Here is a 26,572-nt window from a genome sequence, read left to right on the forward strand (position 1 = left end):
GGCCGAAGGATGGGATGCCCGTTCCCGTCAGGTGGACCGGGCGGCCCGGACCAGGGCAGTGATCGGGCGGGGGTCGGCCTCGTTCTCCGGGTGCCACTGCACGCCGAGCAGGAACCGCCGCCGCGGATCCTCGATCGCCTCGACGACCCCGTCGTCGGCCCAGCCGGTGGCGACCAGCCGCCCCGGGTCGGCGACCCCCTGGTGGTGGTAGGAGTTGACCCGGTCCACCCCGGCCATCACCGTCCCCGCCAGGCTGCCGGGCGCGAACCGGACCGGGTGCGCGCCGTACCGGCCCGGGGCCGGGCGGTGCCGGTCGTGGCCGACCAGGTCCGGCAGGTGCTGGTGCAGCGCCCCGCCGTGCGCGACCGCCAGCAGCTGCATGCCCCGGCAGATGCCCAGCACCGGCAGGTCGGCGGCGAGCGCCCCGGCGAGCAGCGCCAGCTCGCCGGCGTCCCGGTCCGGCCGGGGCTCGGTACGCGGGTCGGGCGGCCGGCCGTACCGCTCCGGGCCCACGTCGGCCCCACCGGCCAGCACCAGCCCGTCGAGCACCCCGACCACGTCGGCGTCCACGTCGTCCGGGGGCAGCACCACGGCCCGGCCGCCGGCCGCGCCCACCGCCCGGACGTACGCCTGCGGCACCAGCGTCGCCGGCACGTCCCGCCACACCGCCCAGCCGGCGGGCTCCACGTACGCGCTGATCCCGATCAGCGGGCGGCTCACCGGGCCGGCACCGTTCGCGACTGCGGGGCTCGCAGGACCGGCTCGCTCCTCGCGCTCACCGTGCCGTCTCCGTTCGCGACTGCGGGGCTCGCAGGCCCCGGCTCACTCCTCGCGCTCACAGTGGGGTGACGTACGCGCCGGTGATGCCGCCGTCCACCACGAACTGCGCCGCCGTCATGAAGGACGCGTCGTCGCTGGCCAGGAAGGCGACCGCGGCGGCGATCTCCTCCGGGGCGCCGAACCGTCCCATCGGCACGTGCACCAGCCGGCGGGCGGCCCGCTCCGGGTCGGCGGCGAAGAGCTCCAGCAGCAGCGGGGTGGCGACCGGGCCGGGGCAGAGCGCGTTGACCCGGATCCCCTCCCGGGCGAACTGCACCCCCAGCTCCCGGGTCATCGCCAGCACCCCGCCCTTGCTCGCCGTGTACGCGATCTGCGAGGTGGCCGCTCCCATCAGCGCGACGAAGGAGGCGGTGTTGATGATCGAGCCCTTGCCCTGCCGGCGCATGTGCGGGATGACGTACTTGCAGCAGAGGTAGACGCTGGTGGTGTTGACCCGCAGCACCCGCTCCCAGGCGTCCAGGCCGGTCTCCAGGATGGAGTCGTCGTCGGGCGGGGAGATGCCCGCGTTGTTGAAGGCCACGTCCACCCGGCCGTGCCGCTGCACCACGCCGTCGAAGAGTTCCCGGACGGACGCCTCGTCGGCCACGTCGCAGGCGACGAACTCGCCGCCGACCTCGTCGGCCGCCCGCTTGCCGGCCTCGGGATCGATGTCGGCGCAGACCACCCGCGCCCCCTCGGCGGCGAAGCGCCGCACGGTGGCCAGCCCGATCCCGCTGCCCGCCCCGGTCACCACGGCCACCCGGTCCTGAAGTCGTCCCTGCACGCTGGTCACTCCTCTGTGCTGATGAACACGTTCTTGACGTCGGTGAAGGCGTGCAGCGCGTCGGGGCCCAGCTCACGGCCGAGCCCGGAGCGCTTCATCCCGCCGAACGGGGTCCAGTACCGCACCGAGGAGTGCGAGTTGACGCTCAGGTTGCCCGCCTCGACCGCGCGGGCCACCCGCAGCGCGCGGCCGACGTCGCGGGTCCAGACCGAGCCGGAGAGGCCGTACTCGGTGTCGTTGGCGAGCCGGACCGCGTCCGCCTCGTCGTCGAACGGGAGCACCGACACCACCGGCCCGAAAACCTCCTCCCGCCAGTGCCGCTCAGCCGGCGACTCGGCGAGCAGCACGGTCGGGGCGTGCCAGAAGCCGGGGCCGTCGGGGCACGTGCCGGTGAAGGCGACCTTCGCGCCGTCGACGTACCCGGCGACCCGGTCGCGGTGCGCGGCCGAGATCAGCGGGCCCATCTCGGTCGACTCGGCGGCCGGGTCCGCCACCCGGAAGGCGCGCACGGCCGGTTCGAGCAGTTCGAGGAAGCGGTCGTACACCGATCGCTGGACCAGGATCCGGGAGCGGGCGCAGCAGTCCTGGCCGGCGTTGTCGAAGACCGCGTACGGGGCGGTGGCCGCCGCCTTCGCCAGGTCCGCGTCGGCGAAGACCAGGTTGGCGCTCTTGCCGCCCAGCTCCAGGGTCACCCGCTTCACCTGCCCGGCGCAGCCGGCCATGATCCGGGTGCCGACCTCGGTGGAGCCGGTGAAGCAGACCTTGCGCACGGCCGGGTGGGTGACGAACCGCTCCCCCACCACGCCGCCCTGCCCCGGCAGCACGGTGAACACCCCCTCCGGCAGGCCCGCCTCGACCGCCAGCTCGCCCAGCCGCAGCGCGGTCAGCGGGGTCAGTTCGGCGGGCTTGAGCACCACGGTGTTGCCGGCGGCGAGCGCCGGGGCGAAACCCCAGGCGGCGATCGGCATCGGGAAGTTCCACGGCACGATCACCCCGACCACGCCGAGCGGCTCGTGGAAGGTGACGTCCCACCCGCCCGGCACGGGGATCTGCCGGCCGGTCAACCGCTCCGGGGCGCCGGCGTAGTAGTCGAGCACGTCCCGGACGTTGCCCGCCTCCCAGCGGGCGTTGCCGATGGTGTGCCCGGCGTTGTGCACCTCCAGCCGGGCCAGCTCCTCCAGGTGCGCGTCCACCACGGCGGCGAACCGCCGCAGCAGCCGCGCCCGGTCCCCCGGCGCCACGCCCCGCCACGTCTCGTACGCCCGTGCCGCCCGCTCGATCGCCGCGTCGACCTCCGACGGCGAGCTGGCCGGCACCTTTCGCAGGATCTGTCCCGTCGCCGGGTTCCGTACCTCGGTCACCCGCCCCACCCTGCCCTCTCCGCGGTGCTTGCGCAGCTGTCGTCCCGGCGCGTCGCGCCCGTGGCGCGCCGGCCGGTCGGGCGCGTGCGGCGGGCGGCGTCAGAGGCGTTCGAAGCCACGGACCAGCTCCCAGTCCGTCACGGCGGCGTCGAAGGCGGCCAGTTCGACCTTCGCCTGGTTGGCGTAGTGGGCGACCACCTCGTCGCCGAAGGCCTCCTTCGCCACGGCGGAGGACTCCCACAGGGTGAGGGCGTCGCGGAGGGTGGCGGGGACCCGCTCGGCGGCCCGGTCGTCGTAGGCGTTGCCGGTGCACTCCTCGCCCAGCTCCAGCTCCCGTTCGATGCCGTGCACCGCCCCGGCCACCAGCGCGGCGATCGCCAGGTACGGGTTGACGTCCGCGCCGGGCACCCGGTTCTCCACCCGCATGCCCTGCCCGTGCCCGACCAGGCGCAGCGCGCAGGTGCGGTTGTCGGTGCCCCAGCGCAGCGCGGTCGGCGCGAACGAGCCGGGCTGGTAGCGCTTGTAGGAGTTGATGTTGGGGGCGAAGAGGACGCTCAGCTCGCGCATGGTGTCGAGCAGCCCGGCGAGCACCCGCTGCCCGGTCACCGACAGGTGGGCGGGCCCGTCGCCGAGCATCGCCGAGCGGCCGTCGGCGTCGCGCAGCGAGAAGTGGATGTGGCAGGAGTTGCCCTCGCGGGCGTTCGGCTTGGCCATGAAGGTGATCGACATGCCCTCCTGGGCGGCGATCTCCTTGGCCCCGTTCTTGTAGATGACGTGGTGGTCGGCGCAGGCCACCGCCTCGTCGTAGCGGAAGGCGATCTCGTGCTGGCCGAGGTTGCACTCCCCCTTGGCGCTCTCCGGGGTCAGCCCGGCGCCGGCCATCTCGGTGCGGATGCGGCGCAGCAGCGGCTCCACCCGGGCGGTACCGAGCAGCGAGTAGTCCACGTTGTACTGGTTGGCCGGGGTCAGGTCGCGGTAGCCGCGCCGCCAGGCGTCCTCGTACGAGTCGCGGAAGAGCACGAACTCCAGCTCGGTGCCGGCGTACGCGGTCAGCCCGTGGGCGGCCAGCCGGTCGAGCTGGCGGCGCAGGATCTGCCGGGGCGAGGCGGCCACCGGGCCGCCGCCGTCCAGCCAGGCCAGGTCGGCGATGACCAGCGCGCTCCCCGGCTGCCAGGGCATCCGGCGCAGGGTGGCGAAGTCCGGGACCATCGCGAAGTCGCCGTAGCCGCGTTCCCAGCCCGACATCGCGTACCCGTCGACGGTGTTCATGTCGACGTCCACGGCGAGCAGGTAGTTGCAGCCTTCGCTGCCGTTCGCGACCACCTGGTCGAGGAAGAAGGGGGCGTGGAACCGCTTGCCCTGCAACCGGCCCTGCATGTCGACCAGGGCGAGCACCACGGTGTCGATCTCGCCGGCGGCGATGCCGACCCGCAACTCTTCCAGCGTCAACGGCGTTCTGGTCATCAGCGAGTCTCCATCACCAAGGTCTACTGGCAAGCCGGATCACCGTCAATGCCCCGGGGGCGTCGGCGGCAATCCACAGGAGGAGTTCCGATGCGTCGTCGAGTCCTGCTGGCCGTCCTCACCGTCCTCGCCCTCGGGTCGGGCACCGCCACCGCCCAGGCGGGCGGGCAGCCGCCGCCGGGGCCGGGCACGCCGTCCGGCTCCGGCGGGTTCGACTTCGCCCACCCGCAGGTCGTCGCGACCGGGCTGCAGGTTCCCTGGGGGCTCGACTTCCTGCCCGACGGCAGCGCCCTGGTCGCCCAGCGCGACCGGGGCACCGTCGTCCGGGTCCGGCCGGGCCGGGCACCGCGGCAGGTCGCCCGGATCGCCGGGGTGGTCGCCGGCGGCGAGGCGGGACTGCTCGGCCTGGCCGTCTCCCCCACCTTCCGCCGGGACCGGCTGGTCTACGTCTGCTTCACCACCGCCTCCGACATCCGGATCGTGCGGTTTCGGCTCGATCTGCCGCAGTTCCCGCAGGTGATCCTCAGCGGGGTACGGCGAGCGTCCGCCCACGACGGCGGGCGGATCGCGTTCGGCCCCGACGGCATGCTCTACGCCGGCATCGGCGACGCGCTCGTGCCCGCCGACGCACAGAACCTGGCCAGCCGGAACGGCAAGATCCTGCGGATGCGGCCGGACGGCCGCGTGCCTGCGGACAACCCGTTCGCCGGATCGCTGGTCTACAGCTACGGCCACCGCAACGTGCAGGGTCTCGCCTGGGACGCGCGGGGCCGGCTCTTCGCCACCGAGTTCGGCCAGAGCACGTGGGACGAGGTGAACCTGATCGTGCCGGGCGGCAACTACGGCTGGCCGGTCGTCGAGGGCAGGAGCGGCAACCCCCGGTTCCGCGACCCGGTCGTCGTCTGGAACCCGGCGGAGGCGTCACCGAGCGGCGCCGCCTTCGCCGAGGGCACCCTGTTCGTCGCCGCGCTGCGCGGGGCGCGGCTCTGGGCCGTACCAATCGGGGTGTCCGGTGAGGTCGGCACCCCCACCGCCGAACTGCGCGGCGTCTACGGCCGGCTGCGGACCGTGGAGCGCGCCCCGGACGGCTCGCTCTGGGTGGCCACCAGCAACCGCGACGGCCGCGGCACGCCGGCCGCGGACGACGACCGCATCCTCCGGGTGACGACCGGCCCGCCGCAGCCCCCGGCAGTCACGCCGCCCACCGCCGGTCCCCGGCAACCGTGAACCGGCGGTGGAGGCGGCGGGTCAGGCCGGTTCGTCGACCGGCGCCGGCCCGGTCGCCGGTGCCGGCTCCTCGACGGTACGGCGGGGACCGGTGAACCACTTCCGCGCCGAGGCGTACCACCAGACGCCGACCAGCAGCAGCACCCCGCCCACGGCGAGCGGGGCGTAGTTCACCGCCGACCAGCTGAAGTCGGCGTTGCCGGGCACCCCGGCGGGGACGATCGGCAGCACGAAGTAGACCGAGATGACGGCGATCTCGATCACCGCGATCCAGCCGAGGAGCTTGTACTTCGGGCCGAGCGTCCACGGACCGGGCTGGAACCGGTCCCCCATCCGCAGCCGGAGCGCGATCGGGATGACGAACGACAGGTAGAGCCCGATCACCGCCACCGACACCACGGCGTAGAAGGCGACCGGGATGCCGGACGGGCTCTCGTAGAGGGCGGGCAGGGTGAGCAGCAGCCCGGCCAGGGTGGCGCCGATGATCGCGTTGGCGGGAGTGCCGTTGCGGTCCACCTTCGACCAGAGCCGCCAGCCGGGCACCGCGCGGTCCCGGCTGAACGCGTACGCCATCCGGCTCATCGAGGTCACGCAGCTCATCCCGCAGAAGAACTGGCCGATGGTGGAGATGATGATGACGGTCTTGAAGAAGAACGGCGTCAGCGCGGTCTCGAAGATCGCCCCGGAGAATCCGCCGGCCTCGTTGATCGCGTCCACGTCGGTGGCGGCGAAGAGGAAGGCCAGCAGCAGGATCCAGCCGCCGATTGCGGAGTAGAAGATCGACCGCCAGAGCCCCTTGGCGGCGGCCTGGGACGCGCCCCGAGTCTCCTCCGAGACGTGCGCGCAGGCGTCGAAGCCGGTGATCGTGTACTGGGTGAGCAGGAAGCCCAGCGGCAGCACGTAGAACCAGAAAGTCAGCCCGCCGGTGTCACCGTCGCCGAAGCCGGAGTTGTTGAACCGCTCGGTGAAGACGAACCGGAAGCTCTGGTGGTCGTCCGGCACCAGCAGCAGGATCGCCACCACGGCCGCCGCGCCGGCCACGTGCCACCAGACCGAGACGTTCTGCAGCACGTCGATGATCCGGTGCCCGAAGATGTTGATCAGCCCGTGCAGCACCAGGATGATCACGAAGAGCAGGAACGCCTGGCGCAGCGTCCCGGCCCAGCCGTCGAAGAGCGCCGACAGGGTCAGGTTGAGGAAGGTCGCGCAGCCGTAGTCCACCGAGGCGGTGACCGCGACCAGCCCGATCAGGTTGAGCCAGCCGGTGAACCAGCCGTGCACCGGGCGGCCCATCTTCGCCGCCCACCAGTAGATGCCGCCCGCCGTCGGGTACGCCGAGACCAGCTCGGCCAGGCAGAAGCCGATGATCAGGATGAACAGCGAGATCAGCGGCCAGCCCCAGGAGATGGCGACCGGACCGCCGTTGTTCCACGCCTGGCCGAAGGTGGTGAAGCAGCCGGCCAGGATCGAGATGATCGAGAACGAGATGGCGAAGTTGGAGAAGCCGCTCCACTTGCGGCGCAGCTCCTGCTGGTAACCGAGTTCGGCGAGCCGTCGGGCGTCGTCGTCCATCGGTTGCTCGGCGGTCGGCGAGGGCGTCGTGGCCACTGCGCACCTCCCTGAGGTGATCCCCGGTACGAGTGCGCCCGAGTCTCGTCCCGTGGATCACGGCGGTCAATACGTCGCGGGGCCGGAACTCGCATATTGCGTTGCCGACCGGGGCGGCCTGGCGGCATGCTTGAGCCCGTGACCAGGCCCGATCGCGACGGGCCTACCCCGGGCGCTCGGCAACGCCCGGTCCGCGGCGGCGCGGGGCGCTCACCTCTCTCTCACTCGTACGGCCATCCGCCGTACCCGACGGGCACCCCCGCGCCGCCGCCCTCGCACCGCGCTCAGGCGAACAACAGGCCGGCGACCCAGAGGGCGGCGACGACCAGCCCAGCCAGGAACTCCACCAGCATCGACAGCCCGGCCGCCTTGAGCGCCTGCACCGTCGCCGGCCAGGCGAGCTGATTGCTGCCCAACCGCAGCCGCTCGGCGCCGAACACCCCACCGACGAAGCCGAGCACCAGCCCCACCACCGGGATCACGAAGAACCCGACCAGACCGAGCAGCCCGCCGGCGAGCAGCGAGGAGGTGGGTACGCCGGTCCGTTTCAGGTTCCGTCCCGGCCAGGCGTACTTGACCACGGTCGCCCCGGCGGCGACCACGGTGGCCGCCGCGAGCACCGCCCAGCGGCCCGGGCCCGCGCCGCCGAAGATCGCCCAGACCAGCACGCCGCCCCAGCACAGCGGCAGCGCCGGCAGCCCCGGCACCACCACGCCGGCCAGCCCGGCCAGGATGGCCAGCGCGGCCACCACCGACACCGCCGCCTGCGCGTCCGTCAGCCCCACGCCGCCTCCGCCCGTCCGACCTGCCCGACCTGCCTGACCTGCCCGGCGTCGCTCACGCCGCTGCCTCCCCGCCGCGCAACCGGGCGGTGATCTCCTCCGCCGGCATCGGCGGGCCGAACCAGCGCCCCTGGCCGGTGTCGCACCGCAGCGCCCGCAGCCGTTCGGCCTGCGCCCCGGTCTCCACCGCCTCGGCGGTCACCGACAGCTCCAGCGCGTGCGCCAGCCGGACCAGGGCGTCCACGATGCGCTCGTCGCGGTGGTCGGCCGTAGCGTCCGGCTCGTCGGCCCGGATCCCCTCGACGAAGGGTCCGGCCAGCTTCAGGCAGTGGATCGGCAGCCGCCGCAGGTACGCCAGGTTGGAGTACCCGGTGCCGAAGTCGTCGATGGCCAGCCGGACACCCAGCCCGGCGAGCCGGCGCAGCGACCGCAGCGGCTCCCCGGCGGTGCCCATCACCGCGCTCTCGGTCAGCTCCAGCTGCAACAGCTCCGCCGGCAGGCCCGTCCGGCTCAACACGCTCGCCACGGTGTCGACGATGGCCGGGTCGTCGGCCTGCCGGGCGGCCAGGTTGACGCTGACCACCAGCCGCTGCGCCGGGAACTCGCGGTGCCAGGCCCGGGCGTCCCGGCAGGCCTGCCCCAGCACCCACTCGCCGAGACGCACGATCAGGCCCGTCTCCTCGGCCAGCCCGATGAACCGGTCCGGCCCGACCAGCCCCAGCTCCGGGTGCCGCCAGCGGACCAGCGCCTCCACCGCCAGCATCGCCCCGTCCAGCAGCGACACGATCGGCTGGTAGTGGACCACGAACTCGTCCCGGTCCAGGGCGGCCGGCAGCCCGGCGGCGAGCGCCGAGCGGGCGATGTCGGCGGCGCTGCGCTCCGGGTCGTACACCGCCCAGCGGCCCCGGCCCTCCGCCTTCGCCCAGTACAGGGTGGTGTCGGCGGCCTTCATCAGCTCGGAGACGCTGGTCTCCGCCGCCGGGCACTCCACCACGCCGACGCTGGCCGAGATGGCCAACTGCTGGTCGCCGACCAGCACCGGGGCGGAGACGGCGGCCAGGGCCAGCTCGGCCACCCCGACTGCGTCGTCGAGCCCCTCGCCGCCGTCGACCAGGATGACGAACTCGTCGCCGCCCATTCGGGCGACCAGGTGGCCCTGCCCGGCCACGCAGTCGGCCAGCCGGCGGGCGATGGTGATCAGCAGCCGGTCGCCGAGGTCGTGGCCGAAGCTGTCGTTGACCGCCTTGAAGCCGTCCAGGTCCAGGAAGCAGACGCCGATGCGCTGCTCCGGACCGGCCCGTTCGAAGCACCGCCCGAGCGTCTCGAAGAACAGCGTCCGGTTGGGCAGCCCGGTCAGCGGGTCGTGCAGGGCCTGGAACCGCAGTCGCTGCTGGAGTTGGTACCGCTCGGTGATGTCCTCGATCATCGCCACGGTGAACCGGGGGCGACCGTCGTCGTGCCGGATCAGCGAGACCGCCAGGTCGGTCCAGACGACGGTGCCGTCCTTGCGGTGGTAGCGCTTCTCCACCCGGGCGTGGTCGTGCTTGCCCTCGATCAGCTCCTGGTACAGCTCCCACATGCCGGCGGCGTCGTCGGCGTGGAACAGCGACGCCACGTTGAGCTGCCGCAGCTCGTCGGTGGTGTAGCCGAGCATGTCGGCGAAGGACTGGTTGACCTCGATGACCTGCCCGTCGATGCCGGCGATGCCGATGCCGATCGCCGCGCCGGTGAAGACCGCGCGGAAGCGCGCCTCGCTGTCGCGCAGCGCCCGCTCCACCGCGTCCCGGGCCTGCCAGGCCGAGCGGGCGATGCGTTCCTGCTGGGCGAAGGTCCGGTTGCGCAGGGCGCGGGCGAACCCGGCCGCGAGCGCGCCCTGCAACGCCGCCACCCGGTCGGCGACGTCGGCGGGGTGGACCCGGTCCGGCAGCACCTGCGCCAGGAACCCGTGACCGAGGGCGTGCACCGACCAGTCCAGCACCCGCGGCTCGGTGAGGTGCGCCTCCACCAGCGCCCGGCCCACGTCCTCCGCCGGGCTGGCGGAGAACTGCCGGGCCAGCACGGCCTGGCCCAGCCGTACGGTGTGGACGAGCAGCAGCCGCTCGGTCTCGGCCGCGCTCAGCGGCACGAAACCGAGCCGACGCACCGCCCGGGCCCACTCGGCGGCGTACCGCTGAGCGCCGGGGCGGTGCAGGTCGTCCCCGTCGAGATCCGGGACGCCGGCCATGTCGGGCTCAGCCGGCGGTGCGGTCGTACCGGGCGACGCCGCCGAACGCGCCGAACCGCTCGGGGTGCTCGTCCACGTCGGAGGGTGAGTCGGGCCGCCACAGCGGCATGTGCACCACGCCCGGCTCCAGGATCGTCCAGTCGCCGAAGAAGGCGGTGACCTGGGCCCGGGAGCGCAGCGTGATCTCGGTGGCGGTACGCGCCGAGAGGCGCTGCGCGTCGAGCATCTCCCGCGGCTGGTCCTCGAAGGTGGAGTGGGAGAGGACCAGGAAGCTGCCCGGCACGGCGGCGGCGCGCAGGGCGGCGAGAATGTCGCCCGGGCGGTCGGCGTCCGGGATGAAGTGGACCACCCCGGCGAGCAGGATGCCGACCGGGCGGCTGAAGTCGATCAGGCCGCTGGCCCGGGCCTCGTCCAGGATCAGCTTCGGCTCCCGCAGGTCGGCGTGGATCGCGGTGGCCCGGTCGTTGCCGGCCAGCAGTTCCAGGCTGTGCGCCACCGCCACCGGGTCGATGTCGACGTAGACGATCCGGGCCTGCGGGTTGGCGGCCTGCGCCACCTCGTGCACGTTGCCGACGGTCGGGATGCCCGAGCCGATGTCGAGGAACTGGTCGATGCCCGCGTCGAGCAGCACGCGGACGGCCCGGCGCAGGAACTCCCGCCCGGAGCGCATGGTGGCCGCCAGGTTCGGGGTCATGCTGGCGATCTGCTCGGCGAGCTGCCGGTCGATCTCGAAGTTGTGCGCGCCGCCGAGGAAGTAGTCGTAGACGCGGGCCGCGCTCGGCCGGCTCAGGTCTATCTCGGCGGGAAGTCCGTCCGGCATCTGCATCGCTTCGCCCCAGTTCGTCGCCGCAGCGCGGGAGGGCACCGGTGTCCGGACGCGCGGACACGCGGAGGCGACACCGGCCGACCCGCGGATCGTGTGGTGCTGACCACTCTATGCGCGTCCGCGCAAGCACGGGAGATCCACTTTTCGGGCGCGAACTCCCGCGCCCGCCCGCAGCGGCCGGGACCTGCGGCGCCCCGGTGTCCGCGGCGGGCCGGTCGTGCCTGCGCCGTGCACGGCGCGACGGATCAGGCGGCGGACTCCAGCATCAGCGCGATGCCCTGCCCCACCCCGATGCACATGGTGGCCAGCGCCCGCCGGCCGCCCCGGCGACGCAGCTCCAGCGCGGCGGTCAGCGCCAGCCGGGCACCGCTGGCGCCGAGCGGGTGGCCGAGCGCGATGGCGCCGCCGTTGGGGTTGACGTGCTCGGCGTCCTCCGGCAGGCCCAGCTCGCGCAGTACGGCCACCCCCTGCGCGGCGAACGCCTCGTTCAGCTCCACCACGTCGACCTCGCCCAGGCCCAGGCCGAGGCGGTCCAGCAGCTTGCGGGTGGCCGGCACCGGGCCGATGCCCATGATCCGCGGCGGTACGCCGGCCGCGGCGGCTCCGCCGATCCGCGCCAGCGGGGTCAGCCCGTACCGGGCGACCGCCGCCTCGGAGGCCACCAGCAGCGCCACCGCGCCGTCGTTGACGCCGGAGGAGTTGCCGGCGGTCACCGTGCCGCCCTCCCGGAACGGGGTGGGCAGCGCGGCGAGCTTCTCCAGCGAGGTATCCCGGGGGTGCTCGTCGACCTCGACCAGCTTCGTCTCGCGCCGCCCGGCCGGCACGGTCACCGGCACGATCTCCTCGGCGAACCGGCCGTCGGCCTGCGCCTTGGCGGCCCGCTGCTGGGAACGGAGCGCGAACTCGTCCTGCGCGGCCCGGTCCACGCCGAACTCGGCGGCCACGTTCTCCGCCGTCTCCGGCATCGAGTCGATGCCCCAGCCGGCCTTCATCAGCGGGTTCACCAGCCGCCAGCCGATGGTGGTGTCGTACACCTCGGCGGTGCGGGCGAACGGCGTCGCCGCCTTCGGCATGACGAAGGGCGCGCGGCTCATGCTCTCCACGCCACCGGCCACCACCAGGTCGGCCTCGCCGGCCACGATGGACCGGGCGGCAATGGCCAGCGCGTCCAGGCCGGAGCCGCACAGCCGGTTGACGGTGCTGCCGGGGACCTCCTCGGGCAGCCCGCCGAGCAGCGCCGCCATCCGGGCGACGTTGCGGTTGTCCTCGCCGGCCTGGTTGGCGCAGCCGAGCACCACGTCGTCGGTGCGGGCCCAGTCCACCGAGGGGTGGCGGGCGACCAGCTCGCGGATCACGTGCGCGGCCAGGTCGTCGGGGCGTACCCCGGCGAGGGCGCCGGCGTACCGGCCGATCGGGGTGCGGACTCCGGCCACGAGGTATGCCACGGTCATCGGCGCTGTCCTTCGGGGGTGGAAGGGGCTCGGCGGCGGCGCGTCGGCCCGGGTCGCGGGGACGCCCGAGGGCCAGGATATCCGCGCGCCGACCGGATAGGTTGACGGCATGGCCCGGGCCCAGTTCAGCGCAGAGACCGCCGGCGGTGGCGCCTTCGTCCGCCAGCCCAACCGGTTCACCGGACGGGTCACCCCGCACTCGACCTCCCCGCCCGGGGGTGGGCCGGACGAGCAGGACCGCTGGCCGCTGGAGGCGGGCCGGTACCGGCTGATCTGGTGCCGGGCCTGCCCGTGGGCGCACCGGGCGAGGATCGTGCGCAACCTGCTCGGCCTGGCGGACGTCATCTCGCTGGGCACGGTCGACCCGATCCGGGACGAGCGGGGCTGGCGGTTCAGCCTCGACCCGGACGGCTTCGACCCGGTGCTGGGCATCGGCTTCCTCTCCGACGCGTACCTGGCCACCGACCCGGACTACACCGGGCGGGTGACCGTGCCGGCGCTGGTCGACACGCTCACCGGGCGAGTGGTCACCAACGACTACCCGCAGCTCACGCTGGACTTCTCCACCGAGTGGCGGCGCTTCCACGCCCCGGACGCGCCGGATCTCTACCCGGTCCAGCTACGTCCGGAGATGGACGCGCTGATGGCCGAGATCCACGCCGACGTCAACAACGGGGTCTACCGGTGCGGCTTCGCCACCTCGCAGGAGGCGTACGACGAGGCGTACACCGCGCTCTTCGCCCGGCTGGACGCGCTGTCGGAGCGGCTGGCCGGGCGCCGCTACCTGATGGGCGAGCAGATCAGCGAGGCGGACGTGCGGCTCTTCACCACGCTGGTCCGCTTCGACCTGGCGTACCACGGGCACTTCAAGTGCAACCGGCAGAAGCTGACCGAGATGCCGGTGCTCTGGGCGTACGCCCGGGACCTGTTCCAGACGCCCGGGTTCGGGGAGACGGTCGACTTCGACCACATCAAGCGGCACTACTACGCCACCCACGAGATGATCAACCCGACCCGCATCGTGCCGCTCGGCCCCGACCTGCACGGCTGGACCACGCCGCACGGGCGTGGCTGAGCCGGACCGGGCCGTCCGCCCCGCCCGGGTCGCCGCCGCGTCCGCCGCCGCCGGCTGCCTGCTGGCCGGCACGGTCGCGGTGACCGTCGCCGTGGTCGCCGGTCCCGGTCCGGGCCTGACCGGGTACGTCAGCGAGGCCGGCGTCACCGCCAGCCGGTACGCCGCGACGTACCGGATCGGGGTCTTCGCGCTGGCCGCGGCGCTGCTGCTGCTCGCCGCCGCGCTCCCGGCGCCGCTGCGGGTCGCCGCGGCGCTGCTCGGCGCGGGCAGCGTGTTCACCCTGCTCTCCGGGGTGGTGCGGTGCAGCGCCGGCTGTCCGCTGCCGCCGTTCGAGGCGGCGACGGTGGCCGACCTGGTGCACGGCGGGTCGAGCATCGCGGCGGTGGCGGCGGTGGTCTTCGCGATGCTCGCGCTGGCCTGGTCCCGGGCGGCGCCACCCGCGTTGCGGCGGGTCTCGGCCCTGGGCGGGGCGCTGGCCATGCCGCTGGCCGGCGCGATCGCGCTGGCCATGCTGGTGGTCGGGCGGGGCGGGCTGGTGGGTGGCCTGGAGCGGGTGCTGCTGGCGGTGACCGTCGGCTGGGGCCTGGCGGCGGCGACCGTACTGGGCCTGCGTCGGGAGCCGACCGTGACGAAGCGGTCAACGGACCGGAAACGCTCCCTGTAAGGAGCCTCACGCCCTGCGCTCCTTCCAGCTGCGCGTCGGCCGGGAGTAGCCTCGGCGAGCGATGACCAATGTCTGGCACCTCACCGTGCGCCTGTACGTCGATCTCCGACTGCAGGCCAGCGGCGTCTGTCCGGCGCAGCCGCTCTCCTGACGCTGCCCCGTTCCGACCCTCTCCAGCCTTGGACACGTCTTCATGCCTTCCGCCCTGCGCAAGATCCCCTTTTCCGTGCAGATCCTGCTCGGCCTCGTTCTCGGCGTGGCGCTCGGTTTCCTCGCCCGCGCCAACGACCTGAGCTGGCTGGCCAGCACCCTCGACACCGTCGGCGGCCTCTTCGTCCAGCTGCTCAAGCTGGCCGTCCCGCCGCTGGTCTTCACCGCCATCGTGGTCAGCGTGGTCAGCCTGCGCGGGGTGGCCAACGCCGCCCGGCTGGCCCTCAAGACGCTGCTCTGGTTCGGCGCCACCGCCCTGATCGCGGTCGCCGTCGGCATCGGCCTCGGCCTGCTGACCGACCCGGGCCGAGGGGTCACCCTCGACGTGGCCGGCGCCACCGCGCCGAAGAAGACCGGCTCCTGGACCGACTTCCTCACCGGCATCGTGCCGACCAACCCGGTCGGCGCGTTCGTCGAGGGCAACGTGCTCCAGATCGTCTTCCTCGCCCTGGTGGTGGGCGCCGCCGCGCTGCTGGTCGGCGAGGCCGCCGAACCGTTCGTGGCGCTCAACCGCTCGCTGCTGGAGATCGTGCAGAAGGCGCTCTGGTGGGTCATCCGGCTCGCCCCGATCGGCACCCTCGGCCTGATCGGCAACGCCGTCGCCTCGTACGGCTGGGACCTGATCGCCCCGCTGGCCAAGTTCACCACCGCCGTCTACGTCGGCTGCGCGATCGTGCTGTTCGTGGTCTACCCGCTGGTGCTGGTGGTCGCCGGCCGGCTCAACCCGCTGCGCTTCTTCGCCGGCGCCTGGCCGGCGATCGAACTGGCCTTCGTCTCCCGCTCCTCGGTGGGCACCATGCCGGTGACCCAGCGTTCCGTCGAGCGCCTCGGCGTCCCCCGCGAGTACGCCTCGTTCGCGGTGCCCTTCGGTGCCACCACGAAGATGGACGGCTGCGCGGCGATCTACCCGGCCCTGGCGGCGATCTTCGTCGCGCAGGTCTTCGGGGTGGACCTGGGCGTCACCGACTATCTGCTGATCGCCTTCGTCTCGGTGGTCGGCTCGGCGGCCACCGCCGGCCTGACCGGCGCGATCGTGATGCTCACCCTGACCCTCAGCACGCTGGGCCTGCCGCTGGCCGGCGCCGGCCTGCTGCTGGCGATCGACCCGATCCTGGACATGATCCGCACCGCCACCAACGTGGCCGGGCAGGCGCTGGTGCCGACCATCGTCGCCGCCCGGGAGGGCACCCTGGACCGCGCCGCGTACGACTCGGCCGGCCGTCGTGAGCTGATCGACGCCGAGGAGACCGAGCGGCCGACCCGGCAGGACGGGCTGGCCCCGGTCCCCGCCTGACCCCGCCGGCTCGCTACGGACGCTGATCGAGGAGGGTCCCGCCCCACGGGGCCCTCCTCGATCGCTCTGACGGAGGATCACCGACATGAGTGCCCTGTTCACCCCGCTGACCCTGCGCGCGGTCACCCTGCCCAACCGGGTCGCCCTCGCCCCGATGTGCCAGTACAGCGCCGGCCCGGACGGCCTGCCCACCGACTGGCACCGGATCCACCTCGGCTCCCGCGCCGTCGGCGGTGCCGGCCTGATCCTCACCGAGGCCACCGCGGTCGTCCCCGAGGGGCGGATCAGCCCGCAGGACACCGGTCTCTGGTCCGACGCCCACGTCGACGCCTGGCGGCCAATCACCGGGTTCGTCGCCGCGCAGGGCGCGGTGCCGGCGGTGCAGCTCGCGCACGCCGGGTTCAAGGCCTCGACGTACCGGCCATGGGCCGAACGGCGCGGCGGCGTGCCGGACGCCGAGGGCGGCTGGACCCCGGTCGGCCCCGGCGCCGAGCCGTTCCTCCCCGACTACCGCGAGCCGGCCGCGCTCGACGAGGCCGGAATCGCCCGCGTGGTGTCCGCGTTCGCCACCGCCGCCGGCCGGGCCGTGGACGCCGGCTTCGGCGCGGTGGAGATCCACGCGGCCCACGGCTACCTGCTGCACGAGTTCCTGTCCCCGCTGACCAACCACCTCACCGACGGCTACGGCGGCGACCGGAGCGCCCGGATGCGGCTCACCCTGGAAGTGGCCCGCGCGGTCCGCGCCACCGTCGGCGAGCGGGTGCCGGTGCTGACCCGGATCTCCGCCACCGACTGGGTCGAGGGCGGCTGGACCGTCGACGACAGCGTCGTGCTCGCCGGTGAACTCGCCGCCGCCGGGGTGGACCTGGTCGACGCCTCCTCCGGTGGCGCGGCCGCCCGGGCGAGCATCCCGGTCGGCCCCGGCTACCAGGTGCCGCTCGCCGCCCGCATCCGGCGCGACGCCGGGGTGCTCACCGGCGCGGTCGGCCTGATCGTCGAGCCGGAGCAGGCCGAGCAGATCGTCGCCGGCGGCGAGGCGGACCTGGTGCTGCTCGGCCGGGAACTGCTCCGGGACCCGTACTGGCCCCGCCGTGCCGCCGCCAAGCTCGGCGCCCACCCCGCCTGGCCCGACCAGTACGCCCGCGCCTTCTGACCCGACCGCCCCGTTGGCGCACGGTTTACGGCGTGTCGGGGTGTCCGCGCCACGGGACACCCCGACACGCCGCAAACGGGGTCGAGGGTCGACCACCCGCCGGTCAGCCGGCCAGGTGGCTCCAGTCGTCCTCGAGGTCCCGCCAGGGGCCCTGGGCCGCGACCGCCCCGTCCTGCAGCACCACCACGTGGTCGGCCCGCACCAGGGCCGCCCGTTTCGACGTCGAGCCGACCACGGTCACCCCGTGCTCGCGCAGCGCCGCCCAGAGCGCCAGCTCGGTGGTGACGTCCAACGCCGACGAGACGTCGTCGGCGACCAGCAGCTCGGTCCGCGGCGCCAGCGCCCGGGCCAGCGCCAACCGCTGCAACTGCCCGCCGGAGAGCCGGGTCCCCTTGTGCCCGATGAGCAGGCCGAGCCCGCCCCCGGCCGCGGCCAGGTCGTGGTCGAGCTGCGCGGTGGCCACCGCCCCGGCCGCGTCGACCTCGTGGCCGAGCGCGATGTTGTCGGCGACCGTGCCGGAGAGCACCCGGGGCAGCTGCCCGACGTACCCGACCTGCTGCGGGCGCAGGAACAGCTCCGGCTCGGTCACCGGTTCGCCGTTCCACCGCAGGCTGCCGGTGTGGTGCACGATCCCGGCCAGGGCGCGCAGCAGCGAGGACTTGCCGGAGCCGACCGGCCCGACGACGAGCACCAGCTGACCACGGTCGACGGTCAGGTCGACGTCCCGCACCGCCAGGGTGCCGTCGGAGTGCAGCGCCCCGAAGCCGGCCAGTTCCAGCCGGCGCAGCGGACGCCGGGCCGGCGGCACGGGCGCGGGCGCGGTGCCGGCGGCCAGGTCCACCCCGGGCACCGCCGCCGAGTACGTCCCGACCCCGCACATCGCCGTCGTCCGCCGGGTCCACACCCGGGCCGACGGGTAGTGCGAGACCAGCGACGCGGTGGTCCAGGCGAACCAGCGGGCCGCGCCGAGGGTGGAGACCGCCACCAGCGTCGCCCCGGCGGAGAGCCCGCCGGCCAGGTAGAGGGCCCACGCGCCGATCGGCAGCAGGCCGCTGACCAGCGACGGCGTGGACCGCGCCCACACCTGCGCGGAGATCTCCCGGCGCTGCCGGTCGCTGCGCACGGTGTCCAGCGCCGCCAGGTGGGTCAGCACCGGCCGGGTCGCGCCGGCGAGCTTCACCGTGCGCGCCGAGGAGAGCGCGGAGACCAGCGCGGTGGCGAAGGCCGCCCGCGCCGCCACGGTGCCGCGCGCGGACCGCTCCAGCCGGGGCCCGAACAGCGTCGCCGCCAGCCCGGAGACCACCATCGTCCCGACGAAGAAGAGCGCCGGTACGAAGCTGCCCGTCACCGCGGTCATGGTGACCACGATCGCCAGGGCGATGAACTGGTCCATCAGGTTGTCGGCGAGCTGCACCACCCGCTCGGTGTCGCCGCCCTGGGCGACCACCTCCGCCGGGGTGTGCCCGCTGACCCGGCGCGCCCCGGTCTGCCCGTGCACCAGGCGCAGGCTGATCCGCAGCATCTGGCGTACCCACCACTGCGGGAACCACAGGTTCGTGAAGAAGGGCAGCGGCAGGACGACCAGCAGCGCGGCGGCGATGCCGAGCGCGGGCAGCCACGGACTGCCGCCGTCGACCACGTCGGCCCAGAGCCAGGGCAGCACCGCCCCGTCCAGGCCGAGCAGCGTCATGGCGACGAACATGGCGACCGAGACCAGGCCGTGCCTCGGGTCGTTGGTGCCCAGCCGGAGGATCTCCCGCATGGTGCGCGCGGGCGGCGGGGCGGGCAGCGGCGGCGGGTCGGTCTTCGGCACGGCCACGGTGGCCGGCCGCGTGACCTCCGCCGGCGCGGACGCCGGGGCCTCGACCTCCCACGGGTCGCGCGGCCCGGGCAGCAGGTCCACCCCGCCCCGACCCGCGCCGGCCGGGGCGTACGCGGCGGCGTGGCTGCTGGCCAGCAGCTCGGCGAAGCGTTCCGACTCGCGCAGCGGGCCGGCCTCCAGCACCGCCCCGTCGGCCATCACCACCACCTCGTCGCAGCGGCGCACCGAGGAGAGGCGGTGGGCGATGACGATGCCGATCCGGTCGGTGAGCAGCCGCTCGGTGGCCTGGCGTACCCGGGTCTCGGTGACCGGGTCCAGCCGGGCGGTCGCCTCGTCGAGGATCACCACGTGCGGGTCGCGGACCAGGATCCGGGCGAACGCCACCAGCTGTTCCTGCCCCGCCGACAGCACGTGCCCGCCCTCGCCCAGCCGGGTCCGGACGCCGTCGGGCAGCTCCGCGATCCAGCCGGCCAGCCCCAGCTCCTCCAGCGCCCGGGTGGCGTCGTCGAGCAGGTCGGGGTCGAAGAGCGCGACGTTCTCGGCGAGCGTCCCGGCCAGGATCTCGGTGCGCTGCGGGACCACGGCGACCCAGCGGCGCAGTTGCTCGACGTCCAGGTCGACCAGGTCGGTGTCGCCGAGGAAGACGGTGCCGCGCGGCACGTCGACCGCGCGGGTGAGCACCTTGGCCAGCGTCGACTTGCCCGATCCGGTCCGCCCGACCAGCGCGTACGACCGGCCGCGGGCGAAGGTGAGCCGGATGTCGCGCAGCGCCGGCCCCCGCTCGCCGTCACCGCTGGCCGGGTAGTGGAAGGTGAGCCCGCGCACGGTCAGGTCACCGTCCGCCGGGGCCGCCCCGCCGACGGGTTCCTGGCGGGCGTCGGAGAGCAGTTGCACCCGGGCCCACGCGCCGAGCGCGTACTGCAGGTGGGGCACCCAGCGGGCGAGGTGCTCGACGGTGGCCCCGAAGGCGATGGCCAGCAGCCAGATCGCGGTCAGCCGGGCGCCGTCGATGCGGCCGGTGGCCAGCGCCCAGGCCCCGCCGAGGACGACGGCGGCGATGCCGGCGCGGACCGCACCGGCGGCGATCGTGGTGACCCGGGCGGACATCAGGAACACCCGCCGGCACCGGGCCAGCACCTCGGCGGCGCGCCGGGCGTAGAGGCGCAGCACGTACGGGCGGGCCAGGCTGGTCCGCACGTCGTCCTGGCCGTGGACCGCCTCCTCCATCACGGCGGCGAGGTCCGACCAGGCCTCCTCCTCGGCCATCCGGGCCGGGGCGATGCGCGCGGTGGGGCGGCGCAGCGAGACGCCGAGCAGCGCGGTGAGCAGGACCATGCCCACCCCGGCCGGCCACCAGACGAAGAGGGCGCTCACCGTGGCCAGCAGGCAGACCGCCAGCCCCTGGACGAGCCGGACGCCGGTGTTCCGCAGCTCGGAGGCGACCTGGTAGACGTCGTTGTCGATGCGGTCGAGCAGCTCGCCGACCGGGGTGGTCTCCAGGGCGGTCAGGTCCTGGCCGAGCGCCACCCGGCACAGCCGCCGGCGGACGTCGGCGGACCAGTCGGCGGTGAGCCCGGCCATCAGCAGGCCGATGACGAGGTCGCTGAGCACGGCGGCGACCAGCGCCAGCACCAGCAGGGCGAAGAAGCCGGCGGACCGGTGCACCAGGACCGGGCCGGCCAGGGCCGAGGCGGCGGCCTGCCCGGCGGCCCCGAGCACGATCAGTACGGCCACCACCGCCATCCGGCGTGGTGCGGTGGCCCAGAGATCACGGAGCAGGCGCATGGGAGGGTCCCTCCGGACTCGGGTGGGTGGTGGCGGTAGGCCCAGCCTGGTCCTCGGGCCGCGACCATTCAACGCATTTACCGTGCCCCCGCCGCCTCCGACCTGCCCGGATGTGTCGAAGGTCAGGTCTGGGCGACCCGCCGGACGATGCCGAGCAGCGCCTCCTGTACGTCCTCGATCGGCCGGTCGGGCTGGAAGACCAGCCAGTCCACGGCCACCACCAGGCCGACGCCGAACAGCGCCGAGGAGGCGGTCCGCACGTCCAGGTCGGCGGGGAGGTCACCGCTGGCCACCCCGGCCCGGACCGTGTCGGCGATCACCTCGATCGCCTCGCCCCGCAGCAGTCGCAGCGTCTGCTGCCACTCGCGGTTGGTCCGCCACATCTCCGACAGCAGCAGCTGCGCGAAGGCCCGGTAGCGCCGGATGTACTCCAGCTCGGCCCGAACCAGGGCGGCGAGCGCCTCGCGCGGCGGCAGGCCGGCCACCGCGGCCCGGAAGTCGGCGGTCAGCAGGCCGATGCCGTGCCGCAGCAGCTCCTCGAAGAGGACGGTCTTGGACTCGAAGTTGTAGTAGACGGTGCCCTTGGCCACCCCGGCGCGGGCCGCGATGTCGTCCACGGTGGTGGCGGAGAAGCCCTGCTCGGCGATGAGTTCCACCGCCGCCACGAAGAGGCGCTGCCGGGTGTCCTCCCGCCGCCGCGACCGTCCGTCCGTCACTCGCCCTCCCCGTCCGCCCGACCGGCCCGTGCCGGACCGGTGCGGGCCGGGGGTGGCCGGCTGTCGTACCGCCGTCCGGCCCATCAGCATCCTCACATGGTCAGTTCGGGGTGCAGCCTGGCCGGGGTCAGGCGCCGGGACCGGCGCGCCGCGCCGACGGTGAGCAGCAGCGCCCCCGCGCCGAAGGCGGCGACGACCAGCGCGCCGGTGAGCACGGTCGCCGACGACCCGCCGTTGATGGTGTGCCGCAGCCCCTGCACCACGTACGTCATCGGCAGCCAGGGGTGGATCGCCTGGAAGAAGCCGGGCGAGGTCTGCACCGGGTAGGTGCCGCCGGAGGAGGTGAGCTGGAGCATCAGCAGCGCCAGCGAGGCGAGCCGACCGGCCGGGCCGAGCTGCGCGCCGAGCCACTGCATGATCGCGGTGAAGGCCAGCGAGGTCAGGGCGAGCAGCCCGAGCGTCGCCGCCGGGTGCGCCGGGTCGAGGCCGAGCACCAGGGTGACCACGGTGAAGAGCACCCCGGCCTGGGCCAGCCCGATCGCCGCGGCGGGCAGCCAGCCGGCGAGCGCGACCCGCCAGGCGGGCGCGTCGGACATCACGTGCCGCCGGTTCACCGGCCGCAGCAGCATGTACGTGATCATCGCGCCGACCCAGAGGGCCAGCCCGAGGAAGTACGGGGCGAAGCCGACGCCGTACGAGCCGGCGGGGTGCTCCGACTTGCGGTCCAGCGAGACCGGGTCACCGAGGATGGCGGCCCGGTCGGCCGCGTCGTCGTACCCGGGGATCTTCTTCTCCCCCGCGGCCAGCCCGTCGGCGAGCTGGCCGGCGCCGCCCTCCAGCTTGGTCAGGCCGGCGGCGAGGCGGTCCCCGCCGCCGCTGAGCCGGGCGAGCCCGCCGTCGAGGTCACGTGCCCCGGTGGCGAGCCGGAACAGCCCGCCCCGCAGCTCGCGGGCCCCGCCGGCGGCTTCGCCCAGCCCGTCCCGCAGCTCGGCGTTGCCCTTCGCGATCGTGTCGATGGCGTCCGCGAGCCGGTGCACCTTGGCGGTGGCGCCGGCCACGTCGTCGGCGAGGTGCGGCGCGGCGGCGGCCACCTCGCGGGCGGCGGCGGCGACCTCCCGCATCTGCTTCTGCAGCGCGGCCAGGTCGGTCCGGTCGATGGTGGCGGCCAGCTCCTCGGCTCCGGCGACGGCCTTGCCGGCGGCGGCGCGGGCGGCGGTGACGGCTGGGTCGTCGGCGAGTTCGGGGTGCGCGGCGACGAGCGCGTCGAGCCGGTCGGCGACCTTGCGCGCCTGGGCCAGCACGTCGTCGGCCTGCTCCGGCAGCGTGTCCAGCCCGTCGGCCAGCGCGGCGGCGCCCTCGGCGATGACGGTGGCGGCGGTGCCGATCTCGTCGGCGTTGTCGCGCAGGAACGGCTCGGCCCGGTCGGCGAGGGCGTCCACCTTGTCGGCAGCGGCCCGGGTGGCGGTGGCCGCCTGGGCGCTGCCGTCGGCGAGCTGGGTCGCCCCGGTGCGGAGCTTGTCGAGGCCGGAGGAGAGCTGGTCCACGCCCTGGGCGCTGCGGTCCAGCCCGTCGGCGAGCTGTCCCGCGCCCGCCTCCGACCGGTTCAGCCCGTCGACGAGCTGCCCGGCGCCGTCCTGCGAGGTGCCGAGCCCGTCGGCGAGCTGTCCGGCGCCGTCGGCGGCCCGGCCGGTCTCGGCCTTCAGGTCGGTGAAACCGACCAGCATCTTGTCGAAGTAGCCGCTGGCGGTGCTCTCCGCGGCGGCGGCGCGGATCTCGGTGAACGCGGAGCGGCCCAGCAGGCCGGAGAGGTAGTTGGTGGCGTCGTCGTTGACCACCCTCAGCTCGCCGCGCCGCGCCGGCTGGTCGGGCTCCGGGCTGGCGACCAGGGTGGCGGAGAAGTCCGCCGGAATGGAGAAGACCAGGTGGTAGCGGCCGCTGCGCAGTCCGGCGGCGGCGTCGTCGGCGTCGGTGACCGTCCAGCCGAAGACCTTGCGGTCGAGCAGCTCGTCGGTGAGGTCCTGTCCGGCGTGCACCACCCTGCCGTCGCCGGCGGTGGCGGGCCGGTCGGCGTTGACCAGCGCCACCGGGATCCGGTCCAGGTGCGCGTACGGGTCCCAGAAGGCGTAGAGGTAGAGGGCACCGTAGAGCAGCGGGATCACGGTCAGCACGGCGAGCGCGGCGCGGGGCAGCCGGCCCCGGGTCAGCCGGCGCAGCTCGAAGCGGGCGAGGCGGAAGACGCTCATCGGTTCACCTCGGTGTCGGGGTCGGCGGGCCAGCCGGCGGCCGCGGCGGGCTCGGGGCCGGCATCGGCTGCGGCCTGCGGGTCGGCGGTCGCGGGGACGACCTGCGCCGGGACGGCGACGGTGCGCGCGGGGACCGCAGCGGCGGCGGCCGGAAGGGTCAGGTCGGGGCGGACCGGCAGCGACGGGTCACCGAGCCGGTGCACGACGGCCCGGGCGCCGGGCTCGACCGCGCGGGCGCTGGCCACCACCGCGTACCCCTGGTCGGCGAGGCGGGCCAGGGCGGCCCAGAGCCAGGCCCGCTCCGGGGCGTCCGAGCCGGCGTCCACGTCGTCGGCGACGATCAGGCTCGGGCCGCTCAGGGTGGCCAGGACCAGGCCGAGGACCTGCCGCTGCTGCGGGGTGAGGTCGCGGCCGCGCACGTCCGGATCGAGGGGTACGTCGGTGAAGCCCGCCCCGGAGATCGCGGCGGCGAAGGCGTCCCGCCGGTACGCCCGCCGAGCCCGGACGGCGGCCACCGGCACCAGCTGCCGACGGCGGCGCGGTACGGGCCCGAGCAGCAGCAGCCGCTCCTGGATGTGCTCGGCGACGGTGAGCGCGGGGTCGGGCTCGTGCACCCCGGCGACCTGGCCGAGCGCGGCCGGTCCGCGGGTGCGCAGGGTCCCCTCGTTGTGCGGGAAGCGACCGGCCAGGGCGAGCAGCAGGGAGGTACGCCCGCTGCCGGGCGGCCCGGTGACGGCGTGCAGCTCGCCCGCCTCGGCCGTCAGGTCGACGTCCCGGTACACCCAGCCCCGGCGGGTACGCAGGCCCAGCCCGCGCGCCTCGACGATCTTCATCCGACATCCTTGTACTGACTGGTCAGTCTAAAAACATGCCCAGCCTAGACGCCGAACGTCCGGTTCTCGGATCGCGACGGGCGTGATCCCCGCCATGGCCGGCGGGGAGCGGGTCAGAACAGCACGGTGGCGAGGGTGCCGACCGGCCGGAAGCCGCAGCGCTCGTAGACCCGGCGGGCGGGCAGGTTGAAGTCGTTGACGTAGAGGCTCACGGTCGGCGCCACCCGCAGCAGCGCGTCGCGCACCACCGCCGCCATCGCCGCGGTGGCGATCCCCCGCCCCCGCCACTCGGGCGCCACCCAGACCCCCTGGACCTGGGCGGTACGCCGGGTCACCACGGCCAGCTCCGCCTTGAAGACCACCCGGCCGTCGACGAAGCGCGCGTACGCCCGGCCGGCCCGCACCAGGTCGGTCACCCGCCGCCGGTAGGCCCGCCCGCCGTCCTCGGCCAGCGGCGAGACGCCGACCTCCTCGGTGTACATGGCCACCGCCGCCGGGAAGAGCCGGTCGATCTCGTTGCCGCGCACCCGGCGTACCTGCGGGTCGCCGGCGACCGGGGGCAGCGCGTCGGTGGCCAGCAGCGGCTGGTTGGGGCGGACGTCCCGGGCCGGGCCCCAGTGGTCGGAGAGCCGGTCCCAGAGGCCGAGCACCGCGTCGGCCCGCCCGACGATGGAGGAGCAGAGCCGCTCCTCGGCGGCGAGCTGGTGGGCGAAGGCGGCGACGGCCGGCTCCGAGGCGAGCACCGGGGTGAGGTTGCCGCCCAGCCAGCAGATCGACTCCAGGTTGCGCCGGCCCCCGTACCCCAGGATCCGCCCCTCGGCCCGCCACCAGGCCAGGCCGCGGGCGGCGACCCGCTCGGCGACCTGCGCGCCCGCGAACGGGTCGAGGTCGAGCAGCCGCTCGACCGCGCGGCGCTCCGACTCCCCCAGTTGGCGTACCGGCATCGTCAGCACGGCTACCAGCCTGCCAGACGTGGGCGGCCGCGCGCTGGCCGACGGGGTCAGACGGTGGCCGGCTCGGCCACCGGCTCGGCCGGCCGGGTCCGCGCCGCCCACCGCACGACCGGCGGCACCAGCGCGCCCAGCAGCACGAACATCCCGCCGAGCAGCAGCCAGCCGGGCGCGCCCCAACCCACCGCGAGGCTGGTCACCACCACCGGGGCCACCATCCCGCCGAGCTGCATGCCCATCCCGTACGCGCCCTGGTACTGACCCTGCGCCCGGGCCGGGGCGAGACCGAAGGAGATGCCCCAGCCCGCCGCCGCGTGCCACAACTCGCCGACCACGTGCACCAGCGCCCCGGCCAGCAGCAGCGCCACGGCCGCCGCGGTCGGTACGCCGGCACTCGCGGCGAAGAGCGCGCAGGCCACGGCGATGACCACCCCGGCCCGCCGGGCGGCCCGGGCGGCCCCGGGCAGCTCCTCGGTGCCCCGGGAGGCGCGCACCTGGAAGAGCACCACCGTCACCGTGTTGACCAGCATGCAGGCCGAGATGAGCCAGTGCGGGGCCGTGGTGTGGTCGGCGATCCAGAGCGGCAGGGCGATGTTGAGCAGCCCGAAGTGCATCGACATCAGCCCGTCGAGCACGGTGAAGGCCAGGAAGGGGCGGTCCCGCAGGGCGATCAGCCGGGGCCCGTGCGCCGGTGCCGGGACCGGTGGGACCGGCGCCAGCCGGAGCAGGACCGCCGCCGCCAGCAGGTAGGTGACGCAGTCGAGCAGGATCAGCGCCACGTACGCGGTGCGGGTGTCGGCGGCGAGCCCGACGCCGGCGACCACGGCCCCGACCGAGATCCCGACGTTGGTGACGGCCCGCAGCCAGGCCCGGGTGCGGACCCGCTGGTCGGCGGGGACGGCTCCGGCGATCAGCGCGCCCCGGGCACCCCGGCTGGCGGCGTCGGCGACCGCCATCAGCACGCCGACCAGCAGGAACGTCGGGAACGACCGAACCGCCACCAGGGCGGCGGTGAAGACGCCGGAGGCGACCAGCGCGGCGAGCTGGATGCCGCGCGGGCCGTGTCGGTCGGCCAGGTAGCCCATCGGTGTGCTGGCGACCAGGCTGACCAGTGCGGTGACGGTGAGGCCGACGCCGACCTGGGCGACCGACAGGCCGACCGAGCGGGTGAGGAAGAGCGCGCTGACGGTCAGCCAGGTGCCCCGGCCGACGGTGTTCACCAGGGTGGAGAGGGCGAGGGTCCGGGCCGGGCCCGGTTCGGGGAGCAGGCGCACGCCGCCA

General features: G+C 74.7%; 19 protein-coding genes and 1 pseudogene. 5 read left to right on the top strand and 15 right to left on the bottom strand.

The window, feature by feature from the left end; all coding sequences use genetic code 11:
• Positions 1 to 27: 27 nt before the first annotated feature.
• From V6U88_RS06360 to V6U88_RS06375, 4 genes are all read right to left on the bottom strand, one after another.
• Positions 28 to 720: a gamma-glutamyl-gamma-aminobutyrate hydrolase family protein gene (locus tag V6U88_RS06360; protein ID WP_334450688.1), complete on the bottom strand. Its 693-nt coding sequence runs from the start codon at positions 718 to 720 to the stop codon at positions 28 to 30.
• A gap of 115 nt (positions 721 to 835) precedes the next feature.
• Positions 836 to 1,603: a 3-oxoacyl-ACP reductase gene (locus V6U88_RS06365; RefSeq protein WP_334450690.1), complete on the bottom strand. Its 768-nt coding sequence runs from the start codon at positions 1,601 to 1,603 to the stop codon at positions 836 to 838.
• Positions 1,604 to 1,608: 5 nt separating this feature from the next.
• A complete protein-coding gene (locus V6U88_RS06370; protein WP_334450692.1) occupies positions 1,609 to 2,964 on the bottom strand; it encodes an aldehyde dehydrogenase family protein in 1,356 nt (451 codons plus the stop codon).
• Positions 2,965 to 3,063: 99 nt separating this feature from the next.
• The gene (locus V6U88_RS06375; RefSeq protein ID WP_334450694.1) at positions 3,064 to 4,428 is read right to left on the bottom strand and encodes a glutamine synthetase family protein; all 1,365 of its coding nucleotides are present in this window, start codon (positions 4,426 to 4,428) and stop codon (positions 3,064 to 3,066) included.
• A 90-nt stretch (positions 4,429 to 4,518) separates the two neighbouring features.
• On the opposite strand from V6U88_RS06375, the gene V6U88_RS06380 reads away from it, so the two are divergent.
• Positions 4,519 to 5,655 carry a PQQ-dependent sugar dehydrogenase gene (locus V6U88_RS06380; protein ID WP_334450696.1) on the top strand — a complete coding sequence of 379 codons (1,137 nt, stop codon included), beginning with the start codon at positions 4,519 to 4,521 and terminating at the stop codon, positions 5,653 to 5,655.
• A 21-nt stretch (positions 5,656 to 5,676) separates the two neighbouring features.
• On the opposite strand, the gene V6U88_RS06385 is transcribed toward V6U88_RS06380, so the two are convergent.
• The 5 genes from V6U88_RS06385 to pcaF form a co-directional block, all read right to left on the bottom strand.
• Positions 5,677 to 7,263 (bottom strand): amino acid permease, encoded by a 1,587-nt coding sequence (locus V6U88_RS06385; RefSeq protein WP_334450697.1) that lies wholly within the window; start codon positions 7,261 to 7,263, stop codon positions 5,677 to 5,679.
• 284 nt (positions 7,264 to 7,547) lie between these two features.
• Complete coding sequence (locus V6U88_RS06390; RefSeq protein WP_334450698.1) at positions 7,548 to 8,048, bottom strand: DUF456 domain-containing protein; 501 nt, start codon at positions 8,046 to 8,048, stop codon at positions 7,548 to 7,550.
• A 52-nt stretch (positions 8,049 to 8,100) separates the two neighbouring features.
• On the bottom strand, positions 8,101 to 10,269 hold the full coding sequence (locus tag V6U88_RS06395) for a putative bifunctional diguanylate cyclase/phosphodiesterase (protein WP_334450699.1): 2,169 nt from the start codon (positions 10,267 to 10,269) through the stop codon (positions 8,101 to 8,103).
• A 7-nt stretch (positions 10,270 to 10,276) separates the two neighbouring features.
• Positions 10,277 to 11,095 carry an SAM-dependent methyltransferase gene (locus tag V6U88_RS06400; protein ID WP_334450701.1) on the bottom strand — a complete coding sequence of 273 codons (819 nt, stop codon included), beginning with the start codon at positions 11,093 to 11,095 and terminating at the stop codon, positions 10,277 to 10,279.
• 245 nt (positions 11,096 to 11,340) lie between these two features.
• Positions 11,341 to 12,546 (bottom strand): 3-oxoadipyl-CoA thiolase, encoded by a 1,206-nt coding sequence (gene pcaF, locus V6U88_RS06405; protein ID WP_334450703.1) that lies wholly within the window; start codon positions 12,544 to 12,546, stop codon positions 11,341 to 11,343.
• A gap of 109 nt (positions 12,547 to 12,655) precedes the next feature.
• Between pcaF and V6U88_RS06410 the strand changes: the two are divergent.
• From V6U88_RS06410 to V6U88_RS06425, 4 genes and pseudogenes are all read left to right on the top strand, one after another.
• Positions 12,656 to 13,704, top strand: a pseudogene (locus V6U88_RS06410) (glutathione S-transferase family protein).
• Entirely contained in the window at positions 13,683 to 14,285 is a 603-nt protein-coding gene (locus V6U88_RS06415) for a DUF998 domain-containing protein (protein WP_442934585.1), read from the top strand. Before V6U88_RS06410 ends, V6U88_RS06415 begins: the two are co-directional and overlap by 22 nt.
• Positions 14,286 to 14,490: 205 nt before the next feature.
• Entirely contained in the window at positions 14,491 to 15,789 is a 1,299-nt protein-coding gene (locus V6U88_RS06420) for a dicarboxylate/amino acid:cation symporter (protein WP_334451243.1), read from the top strand.
• Positions 15,790 to 15,874: 85 nt separating this feature from the next.
• The gene (locus V6U88_RS06425; RefSeq protein ID WP_334450709.1) at positions 15,875 to 16,942 is read left to right on the top strand and encodes an NADH:flavin oxidoreductase/NADH oxidase; all 1,068 of its coding nucleotides are present in this window, start codon (positions 15,875 to 15,877) and stop codon (positions 16,940 to 16,942) included.
• 103 nt (positions 16,943 to 17,045) lie between these two features.
• Here V6U88_RS06425 and V6U88_RS06430 read toward each other — a convergent pair whose 3' ends face one another.
• The 6 genes from V6U88_RS06430 to V6U88_RS06455 all read right to left on the bottom strand — a co-directional run bounded on the left by V6U88_RS06430 (position 17,046) and on the right by V6U88_RS06455 (position 26,565).
• Positions 17,046 to 20,549 carry an ABC transporter ATP-binding protein gene (locus V6U88_RS06430; RefSeq protein ID WP_334450711.1) on the bottom strand — a complete coding sequence of 1,168 codons (3,504 nt, stop codon included), beginning with the start codon at positions 20,547 to 20,549 and terminating at the stop codon, positions 17,046 to 17,048.
• Between the two features lie 122 nt (positions 20,550 to 20,671).
• Complete coding sequence (locus tag V6U88_RS06435; protein WP_179803608.1) at positions 20,672 to 21,265, bottom strand: TetR/AcrR family transcriptional regulator; 594 nt, start codon at positions 21,263 to 21,265, stop codon at positions 20,672 to 20,674.
• Positions 21,266 to 21,357: 92 nt separating this feature from the next.
• Positions 21,358 to 23,508 carry a YhgE/Pip domain-containing protein gene (locus V6U88_RS06440; protein ID WP_334450714.1) on the bottom strand — a complete coding sequence of 717 codons (2,151 nt, stop codon included), beginning with the start codon at positions 23,506 to 23,508 and terminating at the stop codon, positions 21,358 to 21,360.
• Complete coding sequence (locus V6U88_RS06445) at positions 23,505 to 24,341, bottom strand: ABC transporter ATP-binding protein (RefSeq protein WP_334450716.1); 837 nt, start codon at positions 24,339 to 24,341, stop codon at positions 23,505 to 23,507. Before V6U88_RS06445 ends, V6U88_RS06440 begins: the two co-directional genes overlap by 4 nt.
• Before the next feature lie 113 nt (positions 24,342 to 24,454).
• On the bottom strand, positions 24,455 to 25,294 hold the full coding sequence (locus tag V6U88_RS06450) for a GNAT family N-acetyltransferase (RefSeq protein ID WP_334450718.1): 840 nt from the start codon (positions 25,292 to 25,294) through the stop codon (positions 24,455 to 24,457).
• A gap of 47 nt (positions 25,295 to 25,341) precedes the next feature.
• A complete protein-coding gene (locus V6U88_RS06455) occupies positions 25,342 to 26,565 on the bottom strand; it encodes an MFS transporter (protein WP_334450720.1) in 1,224 nt (407 codons plus the stop codon).
• Positions 26,566 to 26,572 lie beyond the last annotated feature (7 nt).

This window comes from Micromonospora sp. CPCC 205739 (genome assembly GCF_036906795.1).
Taxonomy (GTDB): Bacteria; Actinomycetota; Actinomycetes; order Mycobacteriales; family Micromonosporaceae; genus Micromonospora.